Source organism: Curtobacterium flaccumfaciens (genome assembly GCF_013359815.1).
Taxonomy (GTDB): Bacteria; Actinomycetota; Actinomycetes; order Actinomycetales; family Microbacteriaceae; genus Curtobacterium; species Curtobacterium flaccumfaciens.
This window is the reverse complement of record NZ_JABMCF010000033.1, coordinates 114,440-133,706: the sequence shown is the minus strand read 5'-3', so window position 1 is coordinate 133,706 and position 19,267 is coordinate 114,440. Positions and strand designations below refer to the sequence as shown.

Here is a 19,267-nt window from a genome sequence, read left to right as displayed (position 1 = left end):
GACGTAACCTACAACCAAATGGTTGTACGAATCGAACTGTCCGACGCCGAGGTCGACCGGGTGTTCCACGCACTGGCCGACGCGACCCGTCGTGACATCGTCCGGCGCACGCTCGTCGGGTCGTCGTCCGTGAGCGAGCTCGCGGACGCCTACTCGATGTCGTTCGCCGCAGTCCAGAAGCACGTCGCCGTCCTCGAAGGAGCCGGACTCGTGAGCAAGGAGGCCCGCGGCCGCACCCGCATCGTGCGCGCCGAGCCGGAGCAGCTCGAGCGTGTCCGTGCCCTCCTCGACGCCTACGGCCGCCTCTGGCACACCCGGATGGACCGCCTCGGCGACCTGCTCGACGGCGACGCGTCCGGACACCCAGCACCAGACGACCCCCGACGACACCAGGAGCGATGATGCCCACCACGTCCGTCCACACCGATCCCGACACCCTCTCGATGACCCTCGTCGCCGAGTTCCCCGTCCCCGTCGAACGCCTCTGGGCCGCCTTCGCCGACCCGCGCCAGCTCGAGCGGTTCTGGGGACCGCCCGGGTTCCCCGCGACGTTCACGACGTTCGACCTGCGCCCCGGTGGCCGCGCCGACTACCGGATGACGTCTCCGCAGGGCGAGCGGTTCCACGCCGTCTGGCAGGTCACCGAGGTCGACGAGCACCGTCGCATCGTCTTCCGCGACCTGTTCACCGACCCGGAGGGCACGGTCGACGAGTCGCTCCCCACCAGCGAGACCGTGTTGTCGTTCGGGCCGGCGGGCGACGGCTCGCGGGTCACCGTGGTGTCCTCGTTCGCCTCCGCCGCCGACCTCGACGCGATGCTCGAGATGGGCATGCTCGAGGGCTACCAGCAGGCGTTCGGCCAGCTCGACCGGGTGCTCGCCGACCTGCGCGAGTGGGCCCTCGGTGCGGGCACCGAGACCGAGGTCCTCGACGACACCCACGTCCGGATCACCCGGGCGTTCGCGGCGCCGCGGCACCTGCTCTGGCGCGCGCACACCGAGCCCGACCTGGTGCGCCGGTGGCTGCTCGGCCCCGACGGGTGGGAGATGACGGTGTACGAGAACGACCTGACCCCCGGCGGCGCGTTCCGGCAGGCCTGGGCGCCGACGGGTGACACCGAGGGCGAGCCCTTCGGGTTCGAGGGCGAGAACCTCGTCGTCGAACCCGAACGCCGGATGGTGTCGACCGAACGCATGACCGGGGCGCCCTTCCCGCCGAACACGAACGACCTGCAGTTCGACGAGGACGACGGCGTCACGCTCATGACGCTGCTCGTCACCTACCCGGACCGGGAGCAGCGGGACATGATCCTCGCGACCGGCATGACGGAGGGCATGGAGGCCAGCTACCAGCGGCTGGAACGCGAGGTCCTGTCCGCAGCGTGACCGGCAGGCGGACGGGAGGCCCGTGGCGGCGCCGCCACGGGCCTCCCGTCCGTCCCGGTGTCCGGTCCAGGACGCCTCGTGCCGGTCCAGGACGCCTCGTGCCGGTCTAGGACGCCTCGTAGTGCCGCGCGCCGCCGCGCACGCCCGCGAAGCGGAACGGCGCGGTCGTGACGCGCGGACGCTCGACGTCCTCGCTGGTGGCGGCACCCGCGGCGTGCAGCGCGCGGTACGCGTCGACCGTCAGCGGGACCCGCGCCTCGAGCAGCGACCGCACGCGACCCGCACGGCGGTGCTCGCGGTAGTCGGGCCGGACGGTGCCGGTGATGAGCTCACCGACGCTGCCGGAGCCGTAGCTGAACAGGCCGAGTCGCTCCCCCGCCAGGTCGTCGTCCAGGTCGAGCAGTGCTGCGAGCCCGATCCAGAGCGACGCCGTGTAGGTGTTGCCGGTCTGCCGGTTGTAGGTGAACCCGATCGCCAGGTCGGCCTCGTCGAAGGGTGCGCCGACGTGCTGCGTGAGCTTGCGGTGCGCCTTGATCGCCATCTTGGTGAAGGGCTGGTGGTGCACGAAGCGGGCGATGTCGTCGTACGCCGGGCCACCCTGTTCCGCCAGGTCGTCCCAGGCGCCGACGAACGCGTTGACGTACGCGCTCACCGAGAGCCGACCGTCGACCAGCGCGGTGGAGCGGTCGTTCGGCCGCCAGAAGTCGTCGACGTCCGCCGTGTAGACGCCCGCCGCCGGCTCGATCTCGATCAGGTCGGGGTCGGCGGACACCAGGATCGCGGCGGCACCGGCACCCTGGGTCGGCTCGGCCGGGGTGTCGACGTCGTACCGGGCGACGTCGGCGGCGATGACGAGCACCCGCTCGTGCGGGGCGCGCGCGACGATGCCGAGTGCGAGCTGCACCGCGGCCATCCCGCCGTAGCAGGCCTGCTTCAGCTCGACCACGCGGACGGCCTTCGGCAGCCCGAGCAGGCCGTGCACGTACACGCCGGCGGCCTTCGACTGGTCGACGCCGGACTCGGTGGCGAACAGCACCGTGCGGATGCCGTCGACGCCGTGCCGGTCGATGAGCTCCTTGGCGGCGGCGGCGCCCATCGTGACGATGTCCTCGTCGGGCGCCGGCACGCTGAAGGCGTCCTGCCCGATGCCGACGTGGTACTTCGCCGGGTCGACGCCGAGCCGCTCGGCCAGGTCGTCGAGCTCGAGCACGTGGTGCCCGGTCGCGATCGCGATGTCGTGGATGCCGACGCCGCTCATGCTGCACCGCCTGCGGGCTTCGTGCCGCGGCGTTCCATGGCGACGTGGGCGGCCATCAGTTCACCCGGGTTGGTCTGTGCGGCGAGGAGCGAGAGCTCCCCGCACAGGACGGTCGCGGCGCACAGGGCGGCGAGGCGGCGGGCGTTCCCGCCCGGCTCGCGGTCCTCGCGGCAGCCGAGGCGCACCAGGGCGTCCTCGACGACGGGCAGGTCCCCGCCCTTGCCGTTGCCGACCGTGCCGACGATCAGGTGCGGCAGCGAGGTCGCGAAGTACAGGTCGCCGTCGCGGTCCTCGGCGCTCGTGATGCCCTGCGAGCCCTCGACGATGTTGGCGGCGTCCTGCCCGGTGGCCAGGTAGAAGCCGAGCAGCATGTTCGCGTAGTGCGCGTTCGCCGAGCGGATGGCCCCGGCGATCGTCGACCCGATCAGGTTCTTCGCGATGTTCAGTTCGACGATGCGCGCGGTGCTCGACCGCAGGCGCTTCTCGACGACCTCGCCGGGGATCACGATCTCGGCGATGGTGTTGCGGCCGCGGCCACGGATGCCGTTCACCGCGGTGGCCTTCTTGTCGGTGCAGAAGTTGCCCGACACCGAGACGTACCGCAGGCCCGGCTGCCAGTCCAGGATCGCCGGCAGCAGCTTGTCCGCCGCCTGCGTGACCATGTTGTGGCCGGAGGCGTCGCCGGTGGTGAACGCGAAGCGCAGGAACAGCAGGTCTCCGACGATCTCCGGGTGCACCTCGATGAGCTTGGCGAACCGGCTCTGCCCGGACACGATCGCGGCGAGCTCGTCCTGGCGCGCGAGGATCTGGCCTGCGGCGACGTGGGCTGCTGCGGCGCTGTCGGCACGGACCACGACGGAGCGGGTCATGCGCTCGTCGACGACGGTCGCGACGATGCCGTCCTCGACCATCCGCGAGATGCGGGCGCCACGGCCGACGGACGGCCAGAGCGGCGACTCGTAGGTGGCGAGGGGGACCTCGTGCTCCCCCTGCACGGCGTTGCCGCTGACGCGGATCGGGCCGACCCACTTGGTGGGGATCGGTGTGAGCAGGTCACTCATCGAGGGCTCCTTCTGGTGCTCGCACCGCGACGCTGAGGTGTCTGATGTCGTGCGCCTCCCAGGCGCGGTGGATGCCGGCGGGGTCGGTGTCCGCCGGGACGAGCGCGATGCCGCAGTCGCCGCCGCCGGCACCGGACGGCTTCGCCGCCCCGCCCGCCGCCTCGACGACGTCGCACAGGGTCGCGAGACGCTCGGTCTCGATCTTCGACCCGACCGAGTCGCCGAGACGCTGCAGCAGCCCACGGGCGCGTCGGAGGGCACCGAGCGTGCGCTCGGCGTCGCCGGTCTGGAGGCCCGTGGTCAGGTCGTCGACGGCGCTGCGGCTCTCGTCGAGGAACGCCTGGTACCCGCCGTTGCGGTGCCGACGCACCACGTCGACGAGCTTCGTGGTGGACGCGGGCGAGCCGGTCCAGCCGACGAGCAGCTGCAGGTTCTCGGGAGCGGGCAGCCGCTGGACGTCGAAGCCGTCCCACGCGTCGGCGTCGGTCAGGATCGCGGACACGGCGTGGTCGCCGAGCATCGCGGCGAGGCGCTCGCGGTCCGGGGCGCTGTAGCGCAGCCAGCCGCCGAACGTGCTCGCGGCGAGGTCGCCACCGGAGGCCCGGGGGTTCACCCGGATGGTGGCGAGCAGGGCGACCTGGAAGCGCTGGCGCTGCGTCAGGCCGATGCCGTAGAAGCGGTCGAGGGCGCCGACGGTGGCGACGGTGACCGCGGCCGAGGACCCGAGTCCGAACTTCCGGCCGCTGGCGTCGTCGAGCTGGCTCTCGATGCGCAGGTCGTGGAACCGCGGGGCGATGCCGTGCTCGGCGCGGAGCTTCTCGACCAGGTCGATCGTGGCCATCACGTAGTCGTAGGGGTGGTGCTCACGGTCGAGCGCCAGGCCGTCCTCGGCACGGGTCCACGTGAGCGGCAGGTGCCCGTACTCCTCGGAGTGCACGCTGCCAGCGCCGTGGCCCTCGCGCACCTTCGCCGTGATGGCACGGTCGAGGGCGATCAGGACGGACGGCTGGCCCGGCTCGACGACGGCGTACTCGCCGGCGACGAACAGCTTGCCGTGTGCACGGAACTCGATCACTGCGCGGACTCCTTCTGGTCGGGATTGCTCCCGGTCTCTTCGGAGCGGAGCACCCGCGCGGCAGGTCCGGTGCCGGACTCGATGACGTCCCCCAGCGACGCGAGCGCCCCGGCGACCGCCGCCCGGTCCTGCGGCTTCGTGAGCACGACGACGTTCGGGCCCGCGTCGGCCGTGGCGTAGGCCTCGGTGCCGCCGGCACGCAGCTCGGCGACGGCGTCGAACACGGCGACGCTGCGGGCGTTGAGGTAGCGGATCGGCGGGAACGCGCCCTCGATCGTCGCGTGCATCCGGAGCGCGTTGCTCTCGGTGATCTCGCCGATGCGGGTGAAGTCGCCGGCCGCGCAGGCCGTGAGCATGTCGCCGACGGTCTCGGTCGTCGAGGTCACCCAGGCCGGGTAGAAGGGCGACGTCGCGATGGTGCGGCGCATGGCCTCGCGCGACCCGATCGGCTTCGGGCCGGCGTCGATCGTGACCACGACCATCGCCATCGGCGGGGCCGGGATCGGCTCGGCGAAGGAGCCCTGGTCGTCGCCGGCGTGCCAGACGGCGACACCGCCGGGGATCGAGCGCGTGGCCGAGCCGGAACCGCGACGGGCCAGACGGGACAGGTCGCGCGTCGACAGGTCGAGGCCGTAGGCCGCGGCGGCCGCGGTCGCGAGGGCGGCGAAGCCGGACGCGCTCGAGGCCAGCCCGGCGCCGGTCGGGACCGTGTTCTCGGAGACCACCGACGCCCGCTCGGACGACCCGGCGAGCTCGCGCACCAGGTCGAGGAACTGCTGCACGCGCACCAGCGCACCGTCGTCGACGACGTGCCCGTTCAGCGTGAACCGATCACGAGCCTCCCGTCCGCCGTCCACCGTGACGGTGGTCGTCGTCGGGAACACGTCGAGCCCCATCGAGACGCTGCCCGTGGCGGGCAGCGCGAGCTGCGCGTCCGCCTTCCCCCAGTACTTGACGAGGGCGATGTTGGGGTGCGCGACGGCGGTGGCTGTCAGCAAGCGCGGGCTCCGATCGTGGTGGTCCAGGTGGCTGCGGCCCCTGCGCCGCGGAGTGCGGCCGCGATGCGGTCCGCGTGGTCGTCGTCCGCGGCGAGCGCGAGGACGCACCCGCCCCGCCCGCCGCCGGTGAGCTTCGCGCCGAGGGCGTCCGCAGCACGTGCGGCGTCGACGAGCCGGTCCAGGTCGTCACTCGACACGTCGAGTGTGCTGAGCAGGTCGTGCGCGGCGTCCATGGTGGCACCCAGAGCCTGGGCATCGCCGTCCTCGAGTGTCCCCCGTGCCCGACGGGCGAGCGCGCCGATCCGGTCGATCACGGCGCCGACGCCGGCCGGGTCCTGGTCGTGGCGGGCGCGGACGGCCGAGACGGCCTCGCGGGTGTGCCCGGGGACGCCGGTGTCCGCGACGACGAAGGTGAACCGGGTGCCGAGCGTGACGGGTTCGATGTGCCCGCCCTCGAACCACACCGGCGCGGACGCGACGACGCCCCGGGCGTCGAGGCCGGACGGTCGGCCGTGGGCGACGCGCTCGCACTCCTGGATGAGCTCGTGGTGGGTCTCGACGTCGAGGGTCTCGCCCAGGGCGTCGGCGACGGCCGCGGTCACGGCGGCGGCGACCGCGGCGCTCGAGCCCATGCCGCGGGCGGTCGGGACCTCGCTGTCGACCCGGACGTGGAAGTGGCGGTCGGTGACCCCGAAGTGGCGCAGGGTCGCGGTGACGGCGGTGACGGTCGGCATCACGGCCGCGGGTGCGAGGTCGAGGGGGCCGGTGTGCACGGTCGACTGCAGGCTGTGACCGGGCTGCTCGGCGTCGGCGGCGACCGGGGTGACCGTCGCCACGACCCGTGCGTCGAGCACCGGCAGGACGAGAGCGGGTGCGCCGTAGACCACGGCGTGCTCACCGATCAGGATCGTCTTGCCGTGGGACGACGCCGATCCGTTGCCGGGGGTCGTGGTGGTGTCGAGGTCGCTGCTGCTCATCTTGGGTCACGTCAGCCTAACCGTCCGGGTCGTCGGCGTGTTCGTCAGCTGGGCATCCGCTCCATCGAGTTGTGCACAACTGGGTTGCGTGACAGTGTGGATGCATGCCCGTGACCGACGAGATGGTGTGCTTCTCCCTCTACGCGGCGTCCCGCGCCACCACGCAGGCGTACCGCACGATGCTCGAACCCTGGGGTCTGACGTACCCGCAGTACCTGGTGCTCGTGACCCTGTGGGTCGAGGGCGACCAGACCGTCTCGAGCCTCGGCGAACACCTGCAGCTCGACTCCGGCACCCTCTCGCCACTGCTCCGCCGCATGGAGCAGAGCGACCTGGTCCGCCGCGAGCGCCGCAGCACCGACGAGCGCGTCGTCACGGTGACCGTCGGTGACCGAGGCCGCGAACTGCGGTCCGAGCTGAGCGGCATCCCCGCGCGCATCGCCGCCGGGATGGGCCTGGCCGACGAACGTGCCGCCGCCGAGCTCATCGCGACGCTGCACCGGCTGACCGAGACGATGCACGCGGCGGCCGAGCCCGAGCACGACGCCGCGGGCGCTGACGCCGGCGCCGACGCCGTTTCGCGCTGAGCGACACCGCACGGCCACGTGTGCCCGTGAACTGTCGCTGAGCGCGAGAGCACGCCGCACACCCCCGAACTTCACGATCCGCCCCACAAGGAAGGAACCCCATGGAAACCCTCTACACCGCCGAGGCCCTGGCCACCGGCGAAGGCCGCAACGGCCACGTCGCCACGAGCGACGGCACGGTCGAGTTCGACCTCGCCATCCCGAAGGAGATGGGTGGCTCCGGCAACGGCGCCAACCCCGAGCAGCTCTTCGCCGCCGGCTACGCCGCCTGCTTCCACTCCGCACTGCAGGGCGTCGCCCGCAGCCAGAAGGTGAAGATCACCGACTCGTCCGTCGGCGGTCGCGTGTCGATCGGCCCGAACGGCAACGGTGGCTACCAGCTCGCCGTCATGCTCGAGGTCGTCATCCCCGGCCTGGAGCACGACCAGGCCCAGGCCCTCGCCGACGCGGCCCACCAGGTCTGCCCGTACTCGAACGCGACCCGCGGCAACATCGACGTCACCATCGTCGTCTCGGAGGACTGACCCATGAGCACCACCATCCCCACCACCATGCGCGCCGTCATCCACGAGACGTTCGCCGAGCCCGCCGACGTCCTCGAGGTGCATGAGCGCCCCGTCCCGACGCCCGGCGCCGGCGAGGTCCTCGTCCGCACGGTCCTCTCCCCCATCCACAACCACGACCTGTGGACCGTCCGCGGCACCTACGGCTTCAAGCCGGAGCTCCCCGCCGCCTCGGGCACCGAGGCACTCGGTGTCGTCGAGGCCCTCGGCGAGGGCGTCACGAACCTGCAGGTCGGCCAGCGCGTCGCCGGCGGTGCCTTCGGCGTCTGGGCCGAGTACTACACCGCCAGCGCCGCCGGGCTCGTCCCGGTGCCGGACGCGATGACCGACGAGGCCGCCGCCCAGCTCGTCTCGATGCCGTTCAGCGCCATCAGCCTGCTGCACTCGCTCGACCTGCACGAGGGCGACTGGATCATCCAGAACGCCGCCAACGGTGCGGTCGGACGCATGGTCGCCCAGCTCGGCGCCGCCCGCGGCATCAACGTGATCGGACTCGTCCGTCGCGCCGCCGGTGTCGACGAGCTCCGCGAGCAGGGCATCGAGCGCATCGTCGCCACCGACGCCGACGACTGGCAGGACCAGGTCGCCGCGATCACCGGTGGTGCCCCGATCATCGCGGGCGTCGAGTCGGTCGGTGGCAAGGCCGCCGGCGACATCGCGTCCGTGCTGGGCGAGAACGCCACCCTCGTCGTCTTCGGCGCGATGGCGTCGCCGACGCTCGAGATCCCGTCGGGCAAGGTCATCTTCGGCCAGCTCACCGTGAAGGGCTTCTGGGGCTCCGTCGTCAGCAAGACGATGCCGGCCGAGACGAAGGGGCAGCTCTTCGGTGAGCTCATCACCCGCGTGCTCGACGGCTCGCTGACGCTCCCCGTCGCCGAGACCTTCGCCTTCGAGCAGGTCCGCGACGCCGTGCGCGCCAGCGACACCGCCGGCCGCGTCGGCAAGGTGCTCCTGCGCCCGTAGCGCGCCCACAGGACGGACGGGCGCGCCCCGCTCAGCGGCAACGCGAAGCGTTGCGCGGGGCGCGCCGACCGAGCCTGCGAGGGAGGACGGTGCCAGCTGGCACCGGGCCTCCCGTCCGTTCGCTGGTCCGTCACATGGCCTCCTTGATGCCCCGACGCACCAGCCACGCGTTCACGGGGTAGGAGCCGACGAAGCCGGCCACCATCGCCAGCTGCATCGCCACCCAGAACTCCGGCGAGAAGACGCTCGCGCGCCCGCCGACGAGCGCCGGGAACACGACCAGCTGCCACACCGCCATCAGGCCGTACATGCCCACCTGCCACGCGATGATCGACAGTGTGTCGGCCTTGAGCGCGGCGACGAGCCCGGCCCGGACGCCGAGGCCCCGCATCGGCGCGATGGCGAAGTACTGGAACGCGATGCCGAGCACGAACGCGATGACGAAGTCGACGATCCACCCGGCGACCATCCGGTCCTGGTAGAGCGACCCCAGGCCGACCGCCACCCCGAGCGCCGGGAACGCCGCGAGCCCGAACTCGCCGATCAGGTCACCGAGGGCGCAGCCGGCCCCGCAGTGGCTCGTGTCGATCGCGGTGCCCGCCCACCGTCCGTGGCCGGGCGCCGTGGCCCGCCCCCGACGCAGGTAGAAGACGAGCCAGACGACGCTGCCGAACAGCATCGTGAGCGGCCACACGAACGCCATGACGCGCATGTGCGGCGGCCGACGCACCACGTCGACCGCCACGAACGCCGCACACCCGACGGCGACCACGAGCAGCGCGGAGCACACCACGTTGAGGGCGGTCGGGAAGTCCTGCAGCACCAGTTCCGTCACGCCTCCATGCAACCAACCGGGCGGCGACCGTGGATCCAGTGCGCAGAAGACGCCGGGTGCCCTGGGGCGACCCGACGTCTTCTGCGCACTCGGTGCGGCGTGGAGCGGACTAGCGGCGCGACGCCTTCACGGGGACGGTGAAGATGTTGCCGGTGGTGACGCCCTCTTCGACCTCTTCGAGGGTGCGACCACGGCTCTCCGGCACGAACTTCCAGATGAAGAGCAGCGCCAGCAGCCCGACGACCCCGAAGCCGAAGAAGGTCCCGGTGATGCCGGTCGCGGCGACGATCGTCGGGAAGTACAGCCCGAGGAACGCGTTCGCGATCCAGAGGCAGAAGACCGAGATGCCCATGCCGAGCGCACGGATCTGCGTCGGGAAGATCTCGGACAGGACGACCCACACGGCGATGTTGAGGAAGGTCTGCATCGAGCCGACGAACGCGACGACCAGGAACAGGATGACCCACGGGCGAGCCGGGTTGCCCTCGGGCAGCGCCACCGACGCGATGCCGATGAGGAAGTGGCAGATCGTCGTCAGCGTGAACCCGAGGATCAGCGTCGTGCGGCGGTTGATCTTCTCCATGTTGTACAGCGCGATGACGCCACCGACGACGGCGATCACGCCGGGGGCGATGTTCGCGATGAGGGCGGCCGACGCCTGGAACCCGGACTCGATGAGCACGGTCTGGCCGTAGTACATGATCGAGTTGATGCCGGTGAGCTGCTGCGCGACGCCGAGCCCGGCGCCGATGAGCACGATGCGGATGAGCCACTTGTTCCCGCGCAGCGTGTGCCAGCCGCTGACACGCTCGACCTTCGCTTCGAGGTCGTTGCTCCGCTTGATGTCGTCGAGCTCGGCGCGGGCCCGATCGGTGGTCCGGACCTGCTCGAGGACCGAGAGCGCCTCGTCGTAGCGGTCCTTCGACGCGAGCCAGCGCGGCGACTCCGGCACCCGGAGCATGCCGACGAACAGCGCGATCGCGGGGAGCGCGCAGACGGCCAGCATGACGCGCCAGACGCCGTTGCCCTCGCCCCAGATGTTGCCGATGAAGGCGTTGACCACGAACGCGGCGAGCTGACCGATCACGATCATGAGCTCGTTGCGGCCGGACAGCGACCCGCGGATCTCGTACGGTGCGAGTTCGGCGAGGAACACCGGCACCACCGTGGAGGCACCACCCACCGCGAGGCCGAGGAGCACACGACCGATGACGATGACCTCGAACGTCGGCGCGAACACGCAGATCAGCGTGCCGACGAAGAACGTGACGGCGAGCAGGATGATCGTCTTGCGGCGACCCCAGCCGTCGGCGATGCGGCCGCCGAGCATGGCGCCGATCGCGGCGCCGAAGAGCAGCGAGCTGGTGACGACACCCTCGGTGAAGTTCGTGAGGCCGAGCTCCGCCTTCATCGGGTTCAGGGCACCGTTGATGACACCGGTGTCGTACCCGAAGAGCAACCCGCCGAACGTGGCGACGAGGGCCAGCACACCGAGTCGTCGGCGGTGCGGCCCGGTCCCCAACGGGGGCAGTGCGACAGTCGGGGCTGTCGGTTTGATGTCGACCATTCGGTGACTCCTTCGTCGGTGATCGCGCGTCAGTGCGTGGACCGATCGTAACCCGAATCCATGTCCTGTCAATTGGACATTCTGTCGTCAGGTCGTTTGGATCGGTCCACAGAAGGCCTGATGAGGACGGGAGCGGTCCAATCCGCGGATCGGGCTCAGCGCTCGTCGTCGACGGGGCCGTCGCCCAGGACGTCCCCCAACGAAGCCATGTCCGCACCGTGGTCGGTGTAGCGGCGCACGGTCCGTCGGGCGGCGGCACTCGCGGCGCCGGACAGGGCGGGGTTGCGTCGGGCGGCGTCGGCGACGCGTCCGGCATGCCCCGCGGTGGAGAGCAGCACGTTCGCGAGCGCGCGGGCGTCGCCGCGCTCGGGGACCCCGGTCACGGTCCACGCCGTGCGGACCTGGGCGTCGGGGGTGACGCCACGACGGGTGCCCATCCGGTGCCAGTCCGACAGCACGCCCTCGGTGCGCGAGGCGGCGCGGTCCGCCTCTCCCGCGCGACGGCGTGCGGCGTCACGTGCATCGGACTCGGTGTCCGAGCCCTCGACCGTGTCGTACCGGTCGGTGAGCCCGTCGGCCCGGCGCCGGACGCTGTCGGCACGTTCACGCGCTGCGACGTCGTCACCACCCGCCGCTGCGATGCGGGCGGCGTGCGCGGCGGCAGCCGCGGCGAGGATCTCCGAACGCTCCATGCCCTCGACCGTAGCCGCTCCGACCGACACCATCTCGCCCCCTCGGCGGCTGGACTGCGTCCCGGGACACAGTCCGCCGGCGACGACGACCGTGTGATCGGCATCGCGTTACCCTCGACCTGAGGGGGCATCATGAAACGGACCGGCGGAATCGCCATCATGCTGGCGGCCAGCGTGGTGCTGTCCGGCTGCTCGCTGCTGCGGGGACCGGACGATGTCCCGCCCGCTCCCTCCAGTCCGCCGGCGTCCAGCCCGACGGCGAGCGAGACCCCGGCGGCGACCCCGACCGGCGAGTCCGCATCGGACCTGATCGAGGCGTCGGCGAACCCGCGCACACCGACCCCGGTGCCGACGGAGGCCGCCGCACCCGCACCGACGCTGACACCGATCCCCGCCGGGACCGTCCTGGCCCAGGGGGACGTGGCCTCGCCGAAGGGCAGCGTGCACTTCCACTTCCGGGTGGTCGCGGACGGCGACGACACGTTCACCGCGCAGTACTCCGGGATCACCTCGACGCTGCCGGTGCCGATCGGCGTCGCGTTGTTCGACCTGCCCCGTGCGGTGGGCGACGGGCTGACCTACCCCGGTGTCGGTGACCGGACCCTCGGCGGCCCGACCAGCACGGCGGCCGCGGTCGACGTCCCGTTGGACGGATCCGGGGTCGACCCGTCACACCTCGGCAACCTCGTGACCTACTCCGCCGCGGCGCCCGGACAGGACGTCCCCGTCGAGATCTCCGCCGGCAAGGTCCTCGCGGTGTCCACCGTGCGGTGGTCCGTCCCCGCCCGGCAGACGAACGTGCACCCGAAGGACGCCGGACGACGGGCGAACGCGACCGGGACCGTCACCGCGACCACGGCCGCCGGCGCGCCGAGGTCCTACGGCGTCGCACCGGACGACCTGATCGGGGACGTCGCCGCGCGGTTCGGCATCACCGTCCGCGACCTGGTCTGGCTCAACGAGGGTGTCCAGGTGTTCGGCGAGGACCAGCACCTGTACGAGGGCACGTCCCTCAACCTCGACCCGCTCGCCCGCTGAGCGGGCGGTCCGTGCGGCCCGGGCCCCGCGGCGTCGCAGCGGGCCCTCGCGAAAGCGACACTTCTCCGCGGAAGATCGGCGCACATCTGTCGCTTTCGCAGGCCTGACGGCGGCCCGTCGGGCGCAACTGTCGCTTTGGCAGTGCCCGACACGACGGACGGGAGGCCCGTGGCGGATCCGCCACGGGCCTCCCGTCCGTCAGGTGGGGACGTGCGTTACTTCCGCAGCTCCAGGTACTTCGCGATGAGCGCCTTGGTCGACGGGTCCTGCGCGTCGAGCGCGGCCTGGTCGCCCTCGACGGCCGGCGTGACCTGCAGCGCCAGCTGCTTGCCGAGCTCCACACCCCACTGGTCGAACGAGTCGATGCCCCAGATCGTGCCCTCGGTGAACACGATGTGCTCGTACAGGGCGATGAGCTGGCCGAGGACGCTCGGGGTGAGCTCCGGCGCGATGATCGACGTGGTCGGCTTGTTGCCCGGGAACGTGCGCGCCGCGACGATGCCCTCGTCGGTGGTGCCCTCGGCGCGGACCTCGTCGGCGCTCTTGCCGAACGCGAGCGCCTTGGTCTGCGCGAAGAAGTTCGCCAGGAACAGCGTGTGCACGTCGGTGCCGGGCGCGACACCCTTGCCGTCGCCGGTCTCGTCCTTGAGCGGACGGGCCGGGTTGGCGACCGTGATGAAGTCGGCCGGGATCAGGCGGGTGCCCTGGTGGATGAGTTGGTAGAACGCGTGCTGGCCGTTCGTGCCGGGCTCACCCCAGAAGACCTCGCCGGTCTCGGTGGTGACGGGCGAGCCGTCCCAGCGGACGCGCTTGCCGTTCGACTCCATCGTGAGCTGCTGCAGGTACGCGGCGAAGCGGTGCAGGTACTGCGTGTACGGCAGGACCGCGTGGCTCTGCGCACCGAGGAAGTTCGTGTACCAGACGTTGAGCAGGCCCATCAGGACGGGGACGTTCTGCTCGAGCGGCGTGGTGCGGACGTGCTCGTCGATGGCGTGGAAGCCGGCGAGGAACTGCTCCCAGTTCTCCTTGCCGATCGCGATGACGACGCTCGTGCCGATGGCCGAGTCGACCGAGTAGCGGCCGCCCACCCAGTCCCAGAAGCCGAAGGCGTTCTCGGGGTCGATACCGAACGCCTCGACCTTGTCGAGCGCGGTGGAGACGGCGACGAAGTGCTTGGCGACGGCGTTCTTCTTCTCGTCGTCGGCGGCGTCGGTCAGGCCGAGCTTCTCCCACAGCCACTGGCGTGCGAGGCGCGCGTTCGTCAGGGTCTCGAGCGTGCCGAAGGTCTTCGACGCGACGATGAAGAGCGTGGTCTCGGGGTCCAGGTCCGCGGTCTTCTCGTAGATGTCCGCCGGGTCGATGTTCGACACGAAGCGGGCCTCGAGGCCGGCCTGGACGGAGGGCTTGAGTGCCTCGTAGACCATGACGGGGCCGAGGTCGGAGCCACCGATGCCGATGTTGACGACGGTCTCGATGCGCTTGCCGGTGACACCGGTCCAGGCGCCGCTGCGGACCTGCTCGGCGAAGCCGTAGACCTTGTCGAGCGTCGCGTGCACGTCGGCGTCGACGTCCTGGCCGTCGACGGTCAGGGGAGCCGCCGGCACGAGGCCCTCGGTCGCCTTCGGGCGGCGGAGCGCGGTGTGCAGCACGGCGCGGTCCTCGGTGACGTTGATGTGCTCACCGGCGAGCATCGCCTGGAAGCGTTCGGCGACGCCGGTGTCCTTCGCGACCTGCAGCAGCGCGGCGAGGATCTCGTCGGTCACCAGGCCCTTGGACAGGTCGACGGTCAGGTCGGCCGCCTGGAAGGTGTACTGCTCGGCACGACCGGGGTCGCTGTCGAACCACCCTCGCAGGTCCGGGGTGAAGCCGGCAGCGATGCTGTCGAGCTTCTTCCAGCCTTCGGTCGATGTGGGGTCGACGGGAGCGGATTCGGTCACTTCGGTCCTCCTGGGGATCACGTTCAAGACGTACAGCCCGCGGGTCACGCAGCGCTGCGTCGCGGACCGTCTTCGAGCGTAGTGCGCTCCGGCGGGTGGTGCGCACAGTCGGCCGGGAGGCGCGGCTCGCGTTCGCTGCGCGCGTCACGCCTCCCGGCCGGTCGCGTTCAGGGCCGCGGTCGGCTCGCCGGGTTCAGGGCTGCGGTCGGTTCGCCCGGTCCACGGCTGTGGCCGGCTTCACGGCTGCGCCGCGAAGCGACGCAACCGCAGGCTGTTCGTCACGACGAAGACCGACGAGAACGCCATCGCCGCACCCGCGAGCACCGGGTTGAGCAGCCCCGCCATCGCGAGCGGGATCGCCGCGACGTTGTACGCGAACGCCCAGAACAGGTTGCCCTTGATGACGCCGAGCGTCGCGCGCGACAGCCGGATGGCGTCGGCCACCACCGTGAGCCGACCGCTGACGACCGTGATGTCGCTCGCCGCGATGGCCGCATCGGTGCCGGCCCCCATGGCGATGCCGAGGTCGGCCGCGGCCAGTGCGGCGGCGTCGTTCACGCCGTCGCCGACCATCGCGACGCTCCGCCCCTCGGACTGCAGCCGACGGACGGTCTCGAGCTTCGACGCGGGGGTCGCGCGGGCGTGCACCTCGTCGATGCCGACGCTCACGGCGACAGCACGTGCGGCACCGTCGTTGTCGCCGGTGAGCAGGACCGGGTGCAGGCCGAGCGCACGGAAGCGGGCGATCGCGTCGGCGGCCTCGGGCTTCGCGGTGTCGCCGACGACGACCACGCCCAGGGCCGTGCCGTTCCGGGCGACGACGACCGCCGTGCCTCCGTCGGCCTCGGCACGGTCGACGGCGTCGGACAGCACCGGTGGCAGGGTGATCGACCACGAGTCGGCGAGCCAGCGGGTCGTGCCGACCAGGACGACGTCGCCGTCCACGACGGCCTGCACACCGGCGCCGGCGGTGGCGGTGAACTGCTCGGCCTGGGGCAGGTCAGCGCCCCGGGCACGGGCCGCGGTGGTCACAGCGCGGGCGACGGGGTGTTCGGAGCCGTCCTCGACCGCTGCGGCGAGGCGCAGGACGTCCTCGGTCTCGTCCAGGGCGGTGACCGACCGCAGGGTCATCGACCCCGTGGTGACGGTGCCGGTCTTGTCGAGCACGACGGTGTCGACGCCGCGGGTGCGCTCGAGCACCTGCGGACCGCCGATCAGGATGCCGAGCTGCGAGCCTCGGCCGGTGCCGACCAGCAGCGCGGTGGGCGTGGCGAGCCCGAGGGCGCACGGGCAGGCGATGATCAGGGTGGCGACGGCCGCGGTGAAGGCCGCGGTGACCGAGCCGCCGAACACGAGCCAGCCGACGAAGGCCAGCACGGCGAGCACGATGACGATCGGCACGAAGACCCCGGACACGCGGTCGGCCAGACGCTGCACCTCGGCCTTGCCGGTCTGGGCGTCCTCGACCAGGCGACCCATCCGGGCGAGCTCGGTGTCGGCGCCGACACGCGTGATCGCGACGACGAGCCGCCCGCCGACGTTGATCGTGGCACCGGTGACCCGGTCGCCCGGGCCGACCTCGACCGGCACGGACTCGCCGGTGAGCATGCTGAGGTCGACGGCCGAGGAGCCGTCCTGCACCAGGCCGTCGCTCGGGATCCGCTCGCCGGGTCGCACCACGACGACGTCGCCGACGACGAGGGACGAGGCGGGCACGCGGTGTTCGGCACCGTCGCGCAGGACGGTGGCGTCCTTCGCACCGAGTTCGAGCAGCGCCCGGAGTGCGGCACCGGACTGCGTCTTCGCGCGGGCCTCCATGTACCGGCCGGCGAGGATGAACACCGTCACGGCCGCCGCGACCTCGAGGTACAGGTCGGTGGCCTCGGGGTCCGTGGCGAACCACGAGAACGTCATGTGCATGCCGGTCGTGCCGGCGTCGCCGAAGAACAGGGCGTACAGCGACCACCCGAAGGCGGCGAGGACACCGACGCTCACCAGGGTGTCCATGGTGGCGGCACCGTGCCGGGCGTTGACCCACGCGGCACGGTGGAACGGGAGCGCACCCCAGACCGCGACGGGCGCCGCGAGCGTCAGGGCGAGCCACTGCCAGTTCGGGAACTGCAGGGCCGGCACCATCGAGAGCACCACGACGGGCACCGCGAGCACGGCGGACACGGCCAGGCGTCGGCGCAGTGGGCCGGTCGGGTCGGCATCGGCCACGGGTTCGGCGTCGGCGGCTGCGGGCGGTGCCGGCACCGCGGCGCCGTAGCCGGCCGACTCCACCGCGGCGATGAGCGCCTCGGGGTCGGCGGTGCCGTCAGCGGCGACCTGCACCTGCGCCTTCTCGGTGGCGTAGTTGACGGTGGCGGTGATCCCGGGCAGCTTGCCGAGCTTCCGCTCGATGCGGTTCGCGCACGAGGCGCAGGTCATCCCGGTGATGTCGAGTTCGACGGTGCGGTCGGTCACGAGCGCACGACCTCGTACCCCGCCTCGGTGACCGCGGCACGGAGGGCGTCCGCGTCGACGGGTGCCGCCGAGCTGACGGTGACCTCGGACGACCCGCCGGGGACGAGTCGGACGTCGACGCCCGACACCCCGTCGACCTCGGTGAGCTCCTCGGTGACGCTCATCACGCAGTGGTCACAGGTCATGCCCTCGACGAGCAGCGTTTCGGTGGTCATGGTGTCTCCTTCTCGGTGGGTGGTCGTCAGGGTCAGGAGCGGACGAGCCGGGCGATCGCCTGGCTGGCCTCGCGCACCTTCTCGTCGGCGGCGTCCCCGCCCTCGGCGACGGCCTCGGCGACGCAGTGCGCCAGGTGGTCCTCGAGCAGCGACAGCGCGACGCGTTCGAGCGCCCGGTTCGCCGCCGAGATCTGGGTCAGGACGTCGATGCAGTACGTCTCGTCCTCGACCATCCGCGCGATGCCGCGCACCTGCCCCTCGGCGCGACGGAGTCGCTTGAGCAGGTCGTCCTTGTCGCCGATGTACCCGACGTGTTCGTGCATGTCCGCCTCCACCGTTCTCAATACGGTACCCCCCTAGGGTATTCCGATCTCGTTCGGACGCAACCGGTGGCATGATCAGCGCATGGACCCCTCGACGACGAACGGATTCCGCCGGCTGCGGTTCTCCGACGGCGAGGGTTCCGACTACTCCGAGATCTTCGCGGCGGAGTACGGCGGTTCGGACTTCGCCTCCGAGACCTTCGCCACCGACGACACCCGGTACGAGTACACGGTCGTGGGTGACGACGACCTGTCGCTGCGCACCATGCGGGCCGAGGGCGGTCGGCGGGGCGGGGTCATCGGCGTGCGGGACGACCACGTGGTGTTCTGGCTGACCAAGGGCCGGCTCGAGATGCACTTCGCCGACCGCACCCGCGTCGTCGAGCCGGGCAGCCCGTACATCGCGTCGGCGTCCGAGGCCTACCGGTTCGAGTCCGACGGCACCGTCTACAACGGCGTGCACGTGTCCGACCGGTTCCTGCGGAGCGTCGGCCGCGACCTCGGCTACCGCCTGCCCGACGGCCCACTGTTGTTCGACCAGCAGGACGAGGTCGTCGCCCGGCGAGAACCCCTGCGGCACCTGATCCGTGAACTCGGGCCGGCCCTGGTCGACGAGCGCGTGCTCGGGCCGATGCGGACCGCGCTGAACCGTCGGCTGGCCGTCGTCATCCTCGACACGTTCCCCATCCGCAACCGCGGTGACGACGTGCCCGTGGCGAACCGGCTCCGCGACGCGATCCGCTTCATCGAGCTGCACGCCGCCGATCGCCCCTCGGTCCCCACCATCGCCGCCGCGTGCGGACTGAGCCAGCGCGGGCTGCAGGACGTCTTCGCCCGGACGCTCGACACCACCCCGCACCGGTTCCTCCGCGACCACCGCCTGGACCGGGTGCGCGAGGAGCTGCTCCGCGCGGACCGGGGCGGACCGGTCGCCCCGGCGGACTGCCCGCTCGTGTCCTCCGGCATCGCAGCGATCGCCCGCCGCTGGGGCTTCACCAACCCGGGACGGTTCGCCGAGACCTACCGCGACCGGTTCGGTGAGGACCCCGCCGTGACGAAACGCGCGTCGCTGGCTGCGCAGCCGGAGGCCGGCAAGGCGTCGTGGCGTGTCCGTCGTGCGGTGTCGTACATCGAACAGCACCTCGACGACCCGCTCACGCTCGACGGCATCGCGGCCGCCGCAGGGGTGCTCCCCCGACGGCTGCAGCAGCTCTTCCGCGAGGAGCGCGGCGAGTCCCCGATGGCCTGTGTGCGTGCCATGCGGGCCGCTGCCGAGCGCAACGGCGCGGCCGGAAACGGCTGAACGGCCGGACGGAACGCCCCGGGG

The 19,267-nt window shown here is 71.8% G+C and carries 19 protein-coding genes; 7 read left to right on the top strand and 12 right to left on the bottom strand.

Features of this window, described 5'->3' with window-relative positions; translation table 11 throughout:
* Positions 1-18 precede the first annotated feature (18 nt).
* On the top strand, positions 19-402 hold the full coding sequence (locus HP445_RS05140; protein WP_128780765.1) for an ArsR/SmtB family transcription factor: 384 nt from the start codon (positions 19-21) through the stop codon (positions 400-402).
* Positions 402-1,385, top strand: a complete 984-nt coding sequence (locus HP445_RS05135) for an SRPBCC family protein (protein ID WP_128780764.1) — start codon at positions 402-404, stop codon at positions 1,383-1,385. Before HP445_RS05140 ends, HP445_RS05135 begins: the two co-directional genes overlap by 1 nt.
* Before the next feature lie 106 nt (positions 1,386-1,491).
* On the opposite strand, the gene HP445_RS05130 is transcribed toward HP445_RS05135, so the two are convergent.
* The 5 genes from HP445_RS05130 to mvk are packed head-to-tail and all read right to left on the bottom strand — an operon-like array spanning position 1,492 to position 6,754.
* Positions 1,492-2,643, bottom strand: coding sequence for a hydroxymethylglutaryl-CoA synthase (locus tag HP445_RS05130; protein ID WP_128780763.1), 1,152 nt, complete (start codon positions 2,641-2,643; stop codon positions 1,492-1,494).
* Positions 2,640-3,704 carry a hydroxymethylglutaryl-CoA reductase gene (locus tag HP445_RS05125; RefSeq protein WP_071406099.1) on the bottom strand — a complete coding sequence of 355 codons (1,065 nt, stop codon included), beginning with the start codon at positions 3,702-3,704 and terminating at the stop codon, positions 2,640-2,642. The genes HP445_RS05130 and HP445_RS05125 overlap by 4 nt, the downstream gene beginning before the upstream one ends.
* Positions 3,697-4,779 (bottom strand): phosphomevalonate kinase, encoded by a 1,083-nt coding sequence (locus HP445_RS05120; protein WP_071406100.1) that lies wholly within the window; start codon positions 4,777-4,779, stop codon positions 3,697-3,699. Before HP445_RS05120 ends, HP445_RS05125 begins: the two co-directional genes overlap by 8 nt.
* Positions 4,776-5,777, bottom strand: a complete 1,002-nt coding sequence (gene mvaD, locus HP445_RS05115) for a diphosphomevalonate decarboxylase (RefSeq protein WP_128780762.1) — start codon at positions 5,775-5,777, stop codon at positions 4,776-4,778. Before mvaD ends, HP445_RS05120 begins: the two co-directional genes overlap by 4 nt.
* Positions 5,771-6,754, bottom strand: a complete 984-nt coding sequence (mvk, locus tag HP445_RS05110; protein ID WP_128780761.1) for a mevalonate kinase — start codon at positions 6,752-6,754, stop codon at positions 5,771-5,773. Before mvk ends, mvaD begins: the two co-directional genes overlap by 7 nt.
* A gap of 104 nt (positions 6,755-6,858) precedes the next feature.
* Between mvk and HP445_RS05105 the strand changes: the two genes are divergently transcribed.
* The 3 genes from HP445_RS05105 to HP445_RS05095 all read left to right on the top strand — a co-directional run bounded on the left by HP445_RS05105 (position 6,859) and on the right by HP445_RS05095 (position 8,867).
* Positions 6,859-7,341: a MarR family winged helix-turn-helix transcriptional regulator gene (locus HP445_RS05105; RefSeq protein ID WP_175330784.1), complete on the top strand. Its 483-nt coding sequence runs from the start codon at positions 6,859-6,861 to the stop codon at positions 7,339-7,341.
* A 101-nt stretch (positions 7,342-7,442) separates the two neighbouring features.
* Entirely contained in the window at positions 7,443-7,865 is a 423-nt protein-coding gene (locus HP445_RS05100; protein WP_071406102.1) for an organic hydroperoxide resistance protein, read from the top strand.
* 27 nt (positions 7,866-7,892) lie between these two features.
* Positions 7,893-8,867, top strand: a complete 975-nt coding sequence (locus tag HP445_RS05095) for a zinc-binding dehydrogenase (RefSeq protein ID WP_128781065.1) — start codon at positions 7,893-7,895, stop codon at positions 8,865-8,867.
* A gap of 130 nt (positions 8,868-8,997) precedes the next feature.
* Here HP445_RS05095 and HP445_RS05090 read toward each other — a convergent pair whose 3' ends face one another.
* The 3 genes from HP445_RS05090 to HP445_RS05080 form a co-directional block, all read right to left on the bottom strand.
* Positions 8,998-9,702, bottom strand: a complete 705-nt coding sequence (locus tag HP445_RS05090) for a DUF4396 domain-containing protein (RefSeq protein WP_241660419.1) — start codon at positions 9,700-9,702, stop codon at positions 8,998-9,000.
* A gap of 109 nt (positions 9,703-9,811) precedes the next feature.
* Positions 9,812-11,269 carry a sugar porter family MFS transporter gene (locus HP445_RS05085; RefSeq protein ID WP_071405967.1) on the bottom strand — a complete coding sequence of 486 codons (1,458 nt, stop codon included), beginning with the start codon at positions 11,267-11,269 and terminating at the stop codon, positions 9,812-9,814.
* A 155-nt stretch (positions 11,270-11,424) separates the two neighbouring features.
* Entirely contained in the window at positions 11,425-11,961 is a 537-nt protein-coding gene (locus HP445_RS05080) for a hypothetical protein (RefSeq protein WP_071405966.1), read from the bottom strand.
* Between the two features lie 132 nt (positions 11,962-12,093).
* Here HP445_RS05080 and HP445_RS05075 point away from each other — a divergent pair, with 132 nt between their 5' ends.
* Positions 12,094-12,999, top strand: coding sequence for a LysM domain-containing protein (locus HP445_RS05075; protein ID WP_217499717.1), 906 nt, complete (start codon positions 12,094-12,096; stop codon positions 12,997-12,999).
* A 215-nt stretch (positions 13,000-13,214) separates the two neighbouring features.
* Here HP445_RS05075 and pgi read toward each other — a convergent pair whose 3' ends face one another.
* The 4 genes from pgi to HP445_RS05055 all read right to left on the bottom strand — a co-directional run bounded on the left by pgi (position 13,215) and on the right by HP445_RS05055 (position 17,940).
* Positions 13,215-14,936: a glucose-6-phosphate isomerase gene (gene pgi, locus HP445_RS05070; protein WP_128780760.1), complete on the bottom strand. Its 1,722-nt coding sequence runs from the start codon at positions 14,934-14,936 to the stop codon at positions 13,215-13,217.
* Positions 14,937-15,173: 237 nt separating this feature from the next.
* The gene (locus HP445_RS05065) at positions 15,174-17,402 is read right to left on the bottom strand and encodes a heavy metal translocating P-type ATPase (protein ID WP_128780759.1); all 2,229 of its coding nucleotides are present in this window, start codon (positions 17,400-17,402) and stop codon (positions 15,174-15,176) included.
* Positions 17,399-17,617, bottom strand: a complete 219-nt coding sequence (locus tag HP445_RS05060; protein ID WP_111024449.1) for a heavy-metal-associated domain-containing protein — start codon at positions 17,615-17,617, stop codon at positions 17,399-17,401. The genes HP445_RS05065 and HP445_RS05060 overlap by 4 nt, the downstream gene beginning before the upstream one ends.
* 32 nt (positions 17,618-17,649) lie before the next feature.
* A complete protein-coding gene (locus HP445_RS05055; RefSeq protein ID WP_027466001.1) occupies positions 17,650-17,940 on the bottom strand; it encodes a metal-sensitive transcriptional regulator in 291 nt (96 codons plus the stop codon).
* Between the two features lie 82 nt (positions 17,941-18,022).
* On the opposite strand from HP445_RS05055, the gene HP445_RS05050 reads away from it, so the two are divergent.
* Positions 18,023-19,243: an AraC family transcriptional regulator gene (locus HP445_RS05050; protein ID WP_128780758.1), complete on the top strand. Its 1,221-nt coding sequence runs from the start codon at positions 18,023-18,025 to the stop codon at positions 19,241-19,243.
* Positions 19,244-19,267 lie beyond the last annotated feature (24 nt).

Excerpts from the sequence above, each read along its gene's own strand:
- HP445_RS05140 (WP_128780765.1), top strand. The coding sequence starts at position 19 with ATGGTTGTACGAATCGAACTGTCCGACGCCGAGGTCGACCGGGTGTTC.
- HP445_RS05135 (WP_128780764.1), top strand. The coding sequence starts at position 402 with ATGCCCACCACGTCCGTCCACACCGATCCCGACACCCTCTCGATGACC.
- HP445_RS05130 (WP_128780763.1), bottom strand. The coding sequence starts at position 2,643 with ATGAGCGGCGTCGGCATCCACGACATCGCGATCGCGACCGGGCACCAC.
- HP445_RS05125 (WP_071406099.1), bottom strand. The coding sequence starts at position 3,704 with ATGAGTGACCTGCTCACACCGATCCCCACCAAGTGGGTCGGCCCGATC.
- mvk (WP_128780761.1), bottom strand. The coding sequence starts at position 6,754 with ATGAGCAGCAGCGACCTCGACACCACCACGACCCCCGGCAACGGATCG.
- HP445_RS05105 (WP_175330784.1), top strand. The coding sequence starts at position 6,859 with ATGCCCGTGACCGACGAGATGGTGTGCTTCTCCCTCTACGCGGCGTCC.
- HP445_RS05100 (WP_071406102.1), top strand. The coding sequence starts at position 7,443 with ATGGAAACCCTCTACACCGCCGAGGCCCTGGCCACCGGCGAAGGCCGC.
- HP445_RS05095 (WP_128781065.1), top strand. The coding sequence starts at position 7,893 with ATGCGCGCCGTCATCCACGAGACGTTCGCCGAGCCCGCCGACGTCCTC.
- HP445_RS05085 (WP_071405967.1), bottom strand. The coding sequence starts at position 11,269 with ATGGTCGACATCAAACCGACAGCCCCGACTGTCGCACTGCCCCCGTTG.
- HP445_RS05080 (WP_071405966.1), bottom strand. The coding sequence starts at position 11,961 with ATGGAGCGTTCGGAGATCCTCGCCGCGGCTGCCGCCGCGCACGCCGCC.
- HP445_RS05075 (WP_217499717.1), top strand. The coding sequence starts at position 12,094 with ATGAAACGGACCGGCGGAATCGCCATCATGCTGGCGGCCAGCGTGGTG.
- HP445_RS05060 (WP_111024449.1), bottom strand. The coding sequence starts at position 17,617 with ATGACCACCGAAACGCTGCTCGTCGAGGGCATGACCTGTGACCACTGC.
- HP445_RS05055 (WP_027466001.1), bottom strand. The coding sequence starts at position 17,940 with ATGCACGAACACGTCGGGTACATCGGCGACAAGGACGACCTGCTCAAG.
- HP445_RS05050 (WP_128780758.1), top strand. The coding sequence starts at position 18,023 with ATGGACCCCTCGACGACGAACGGATTCCGCCGGCTGCGGTTCTCCGAC.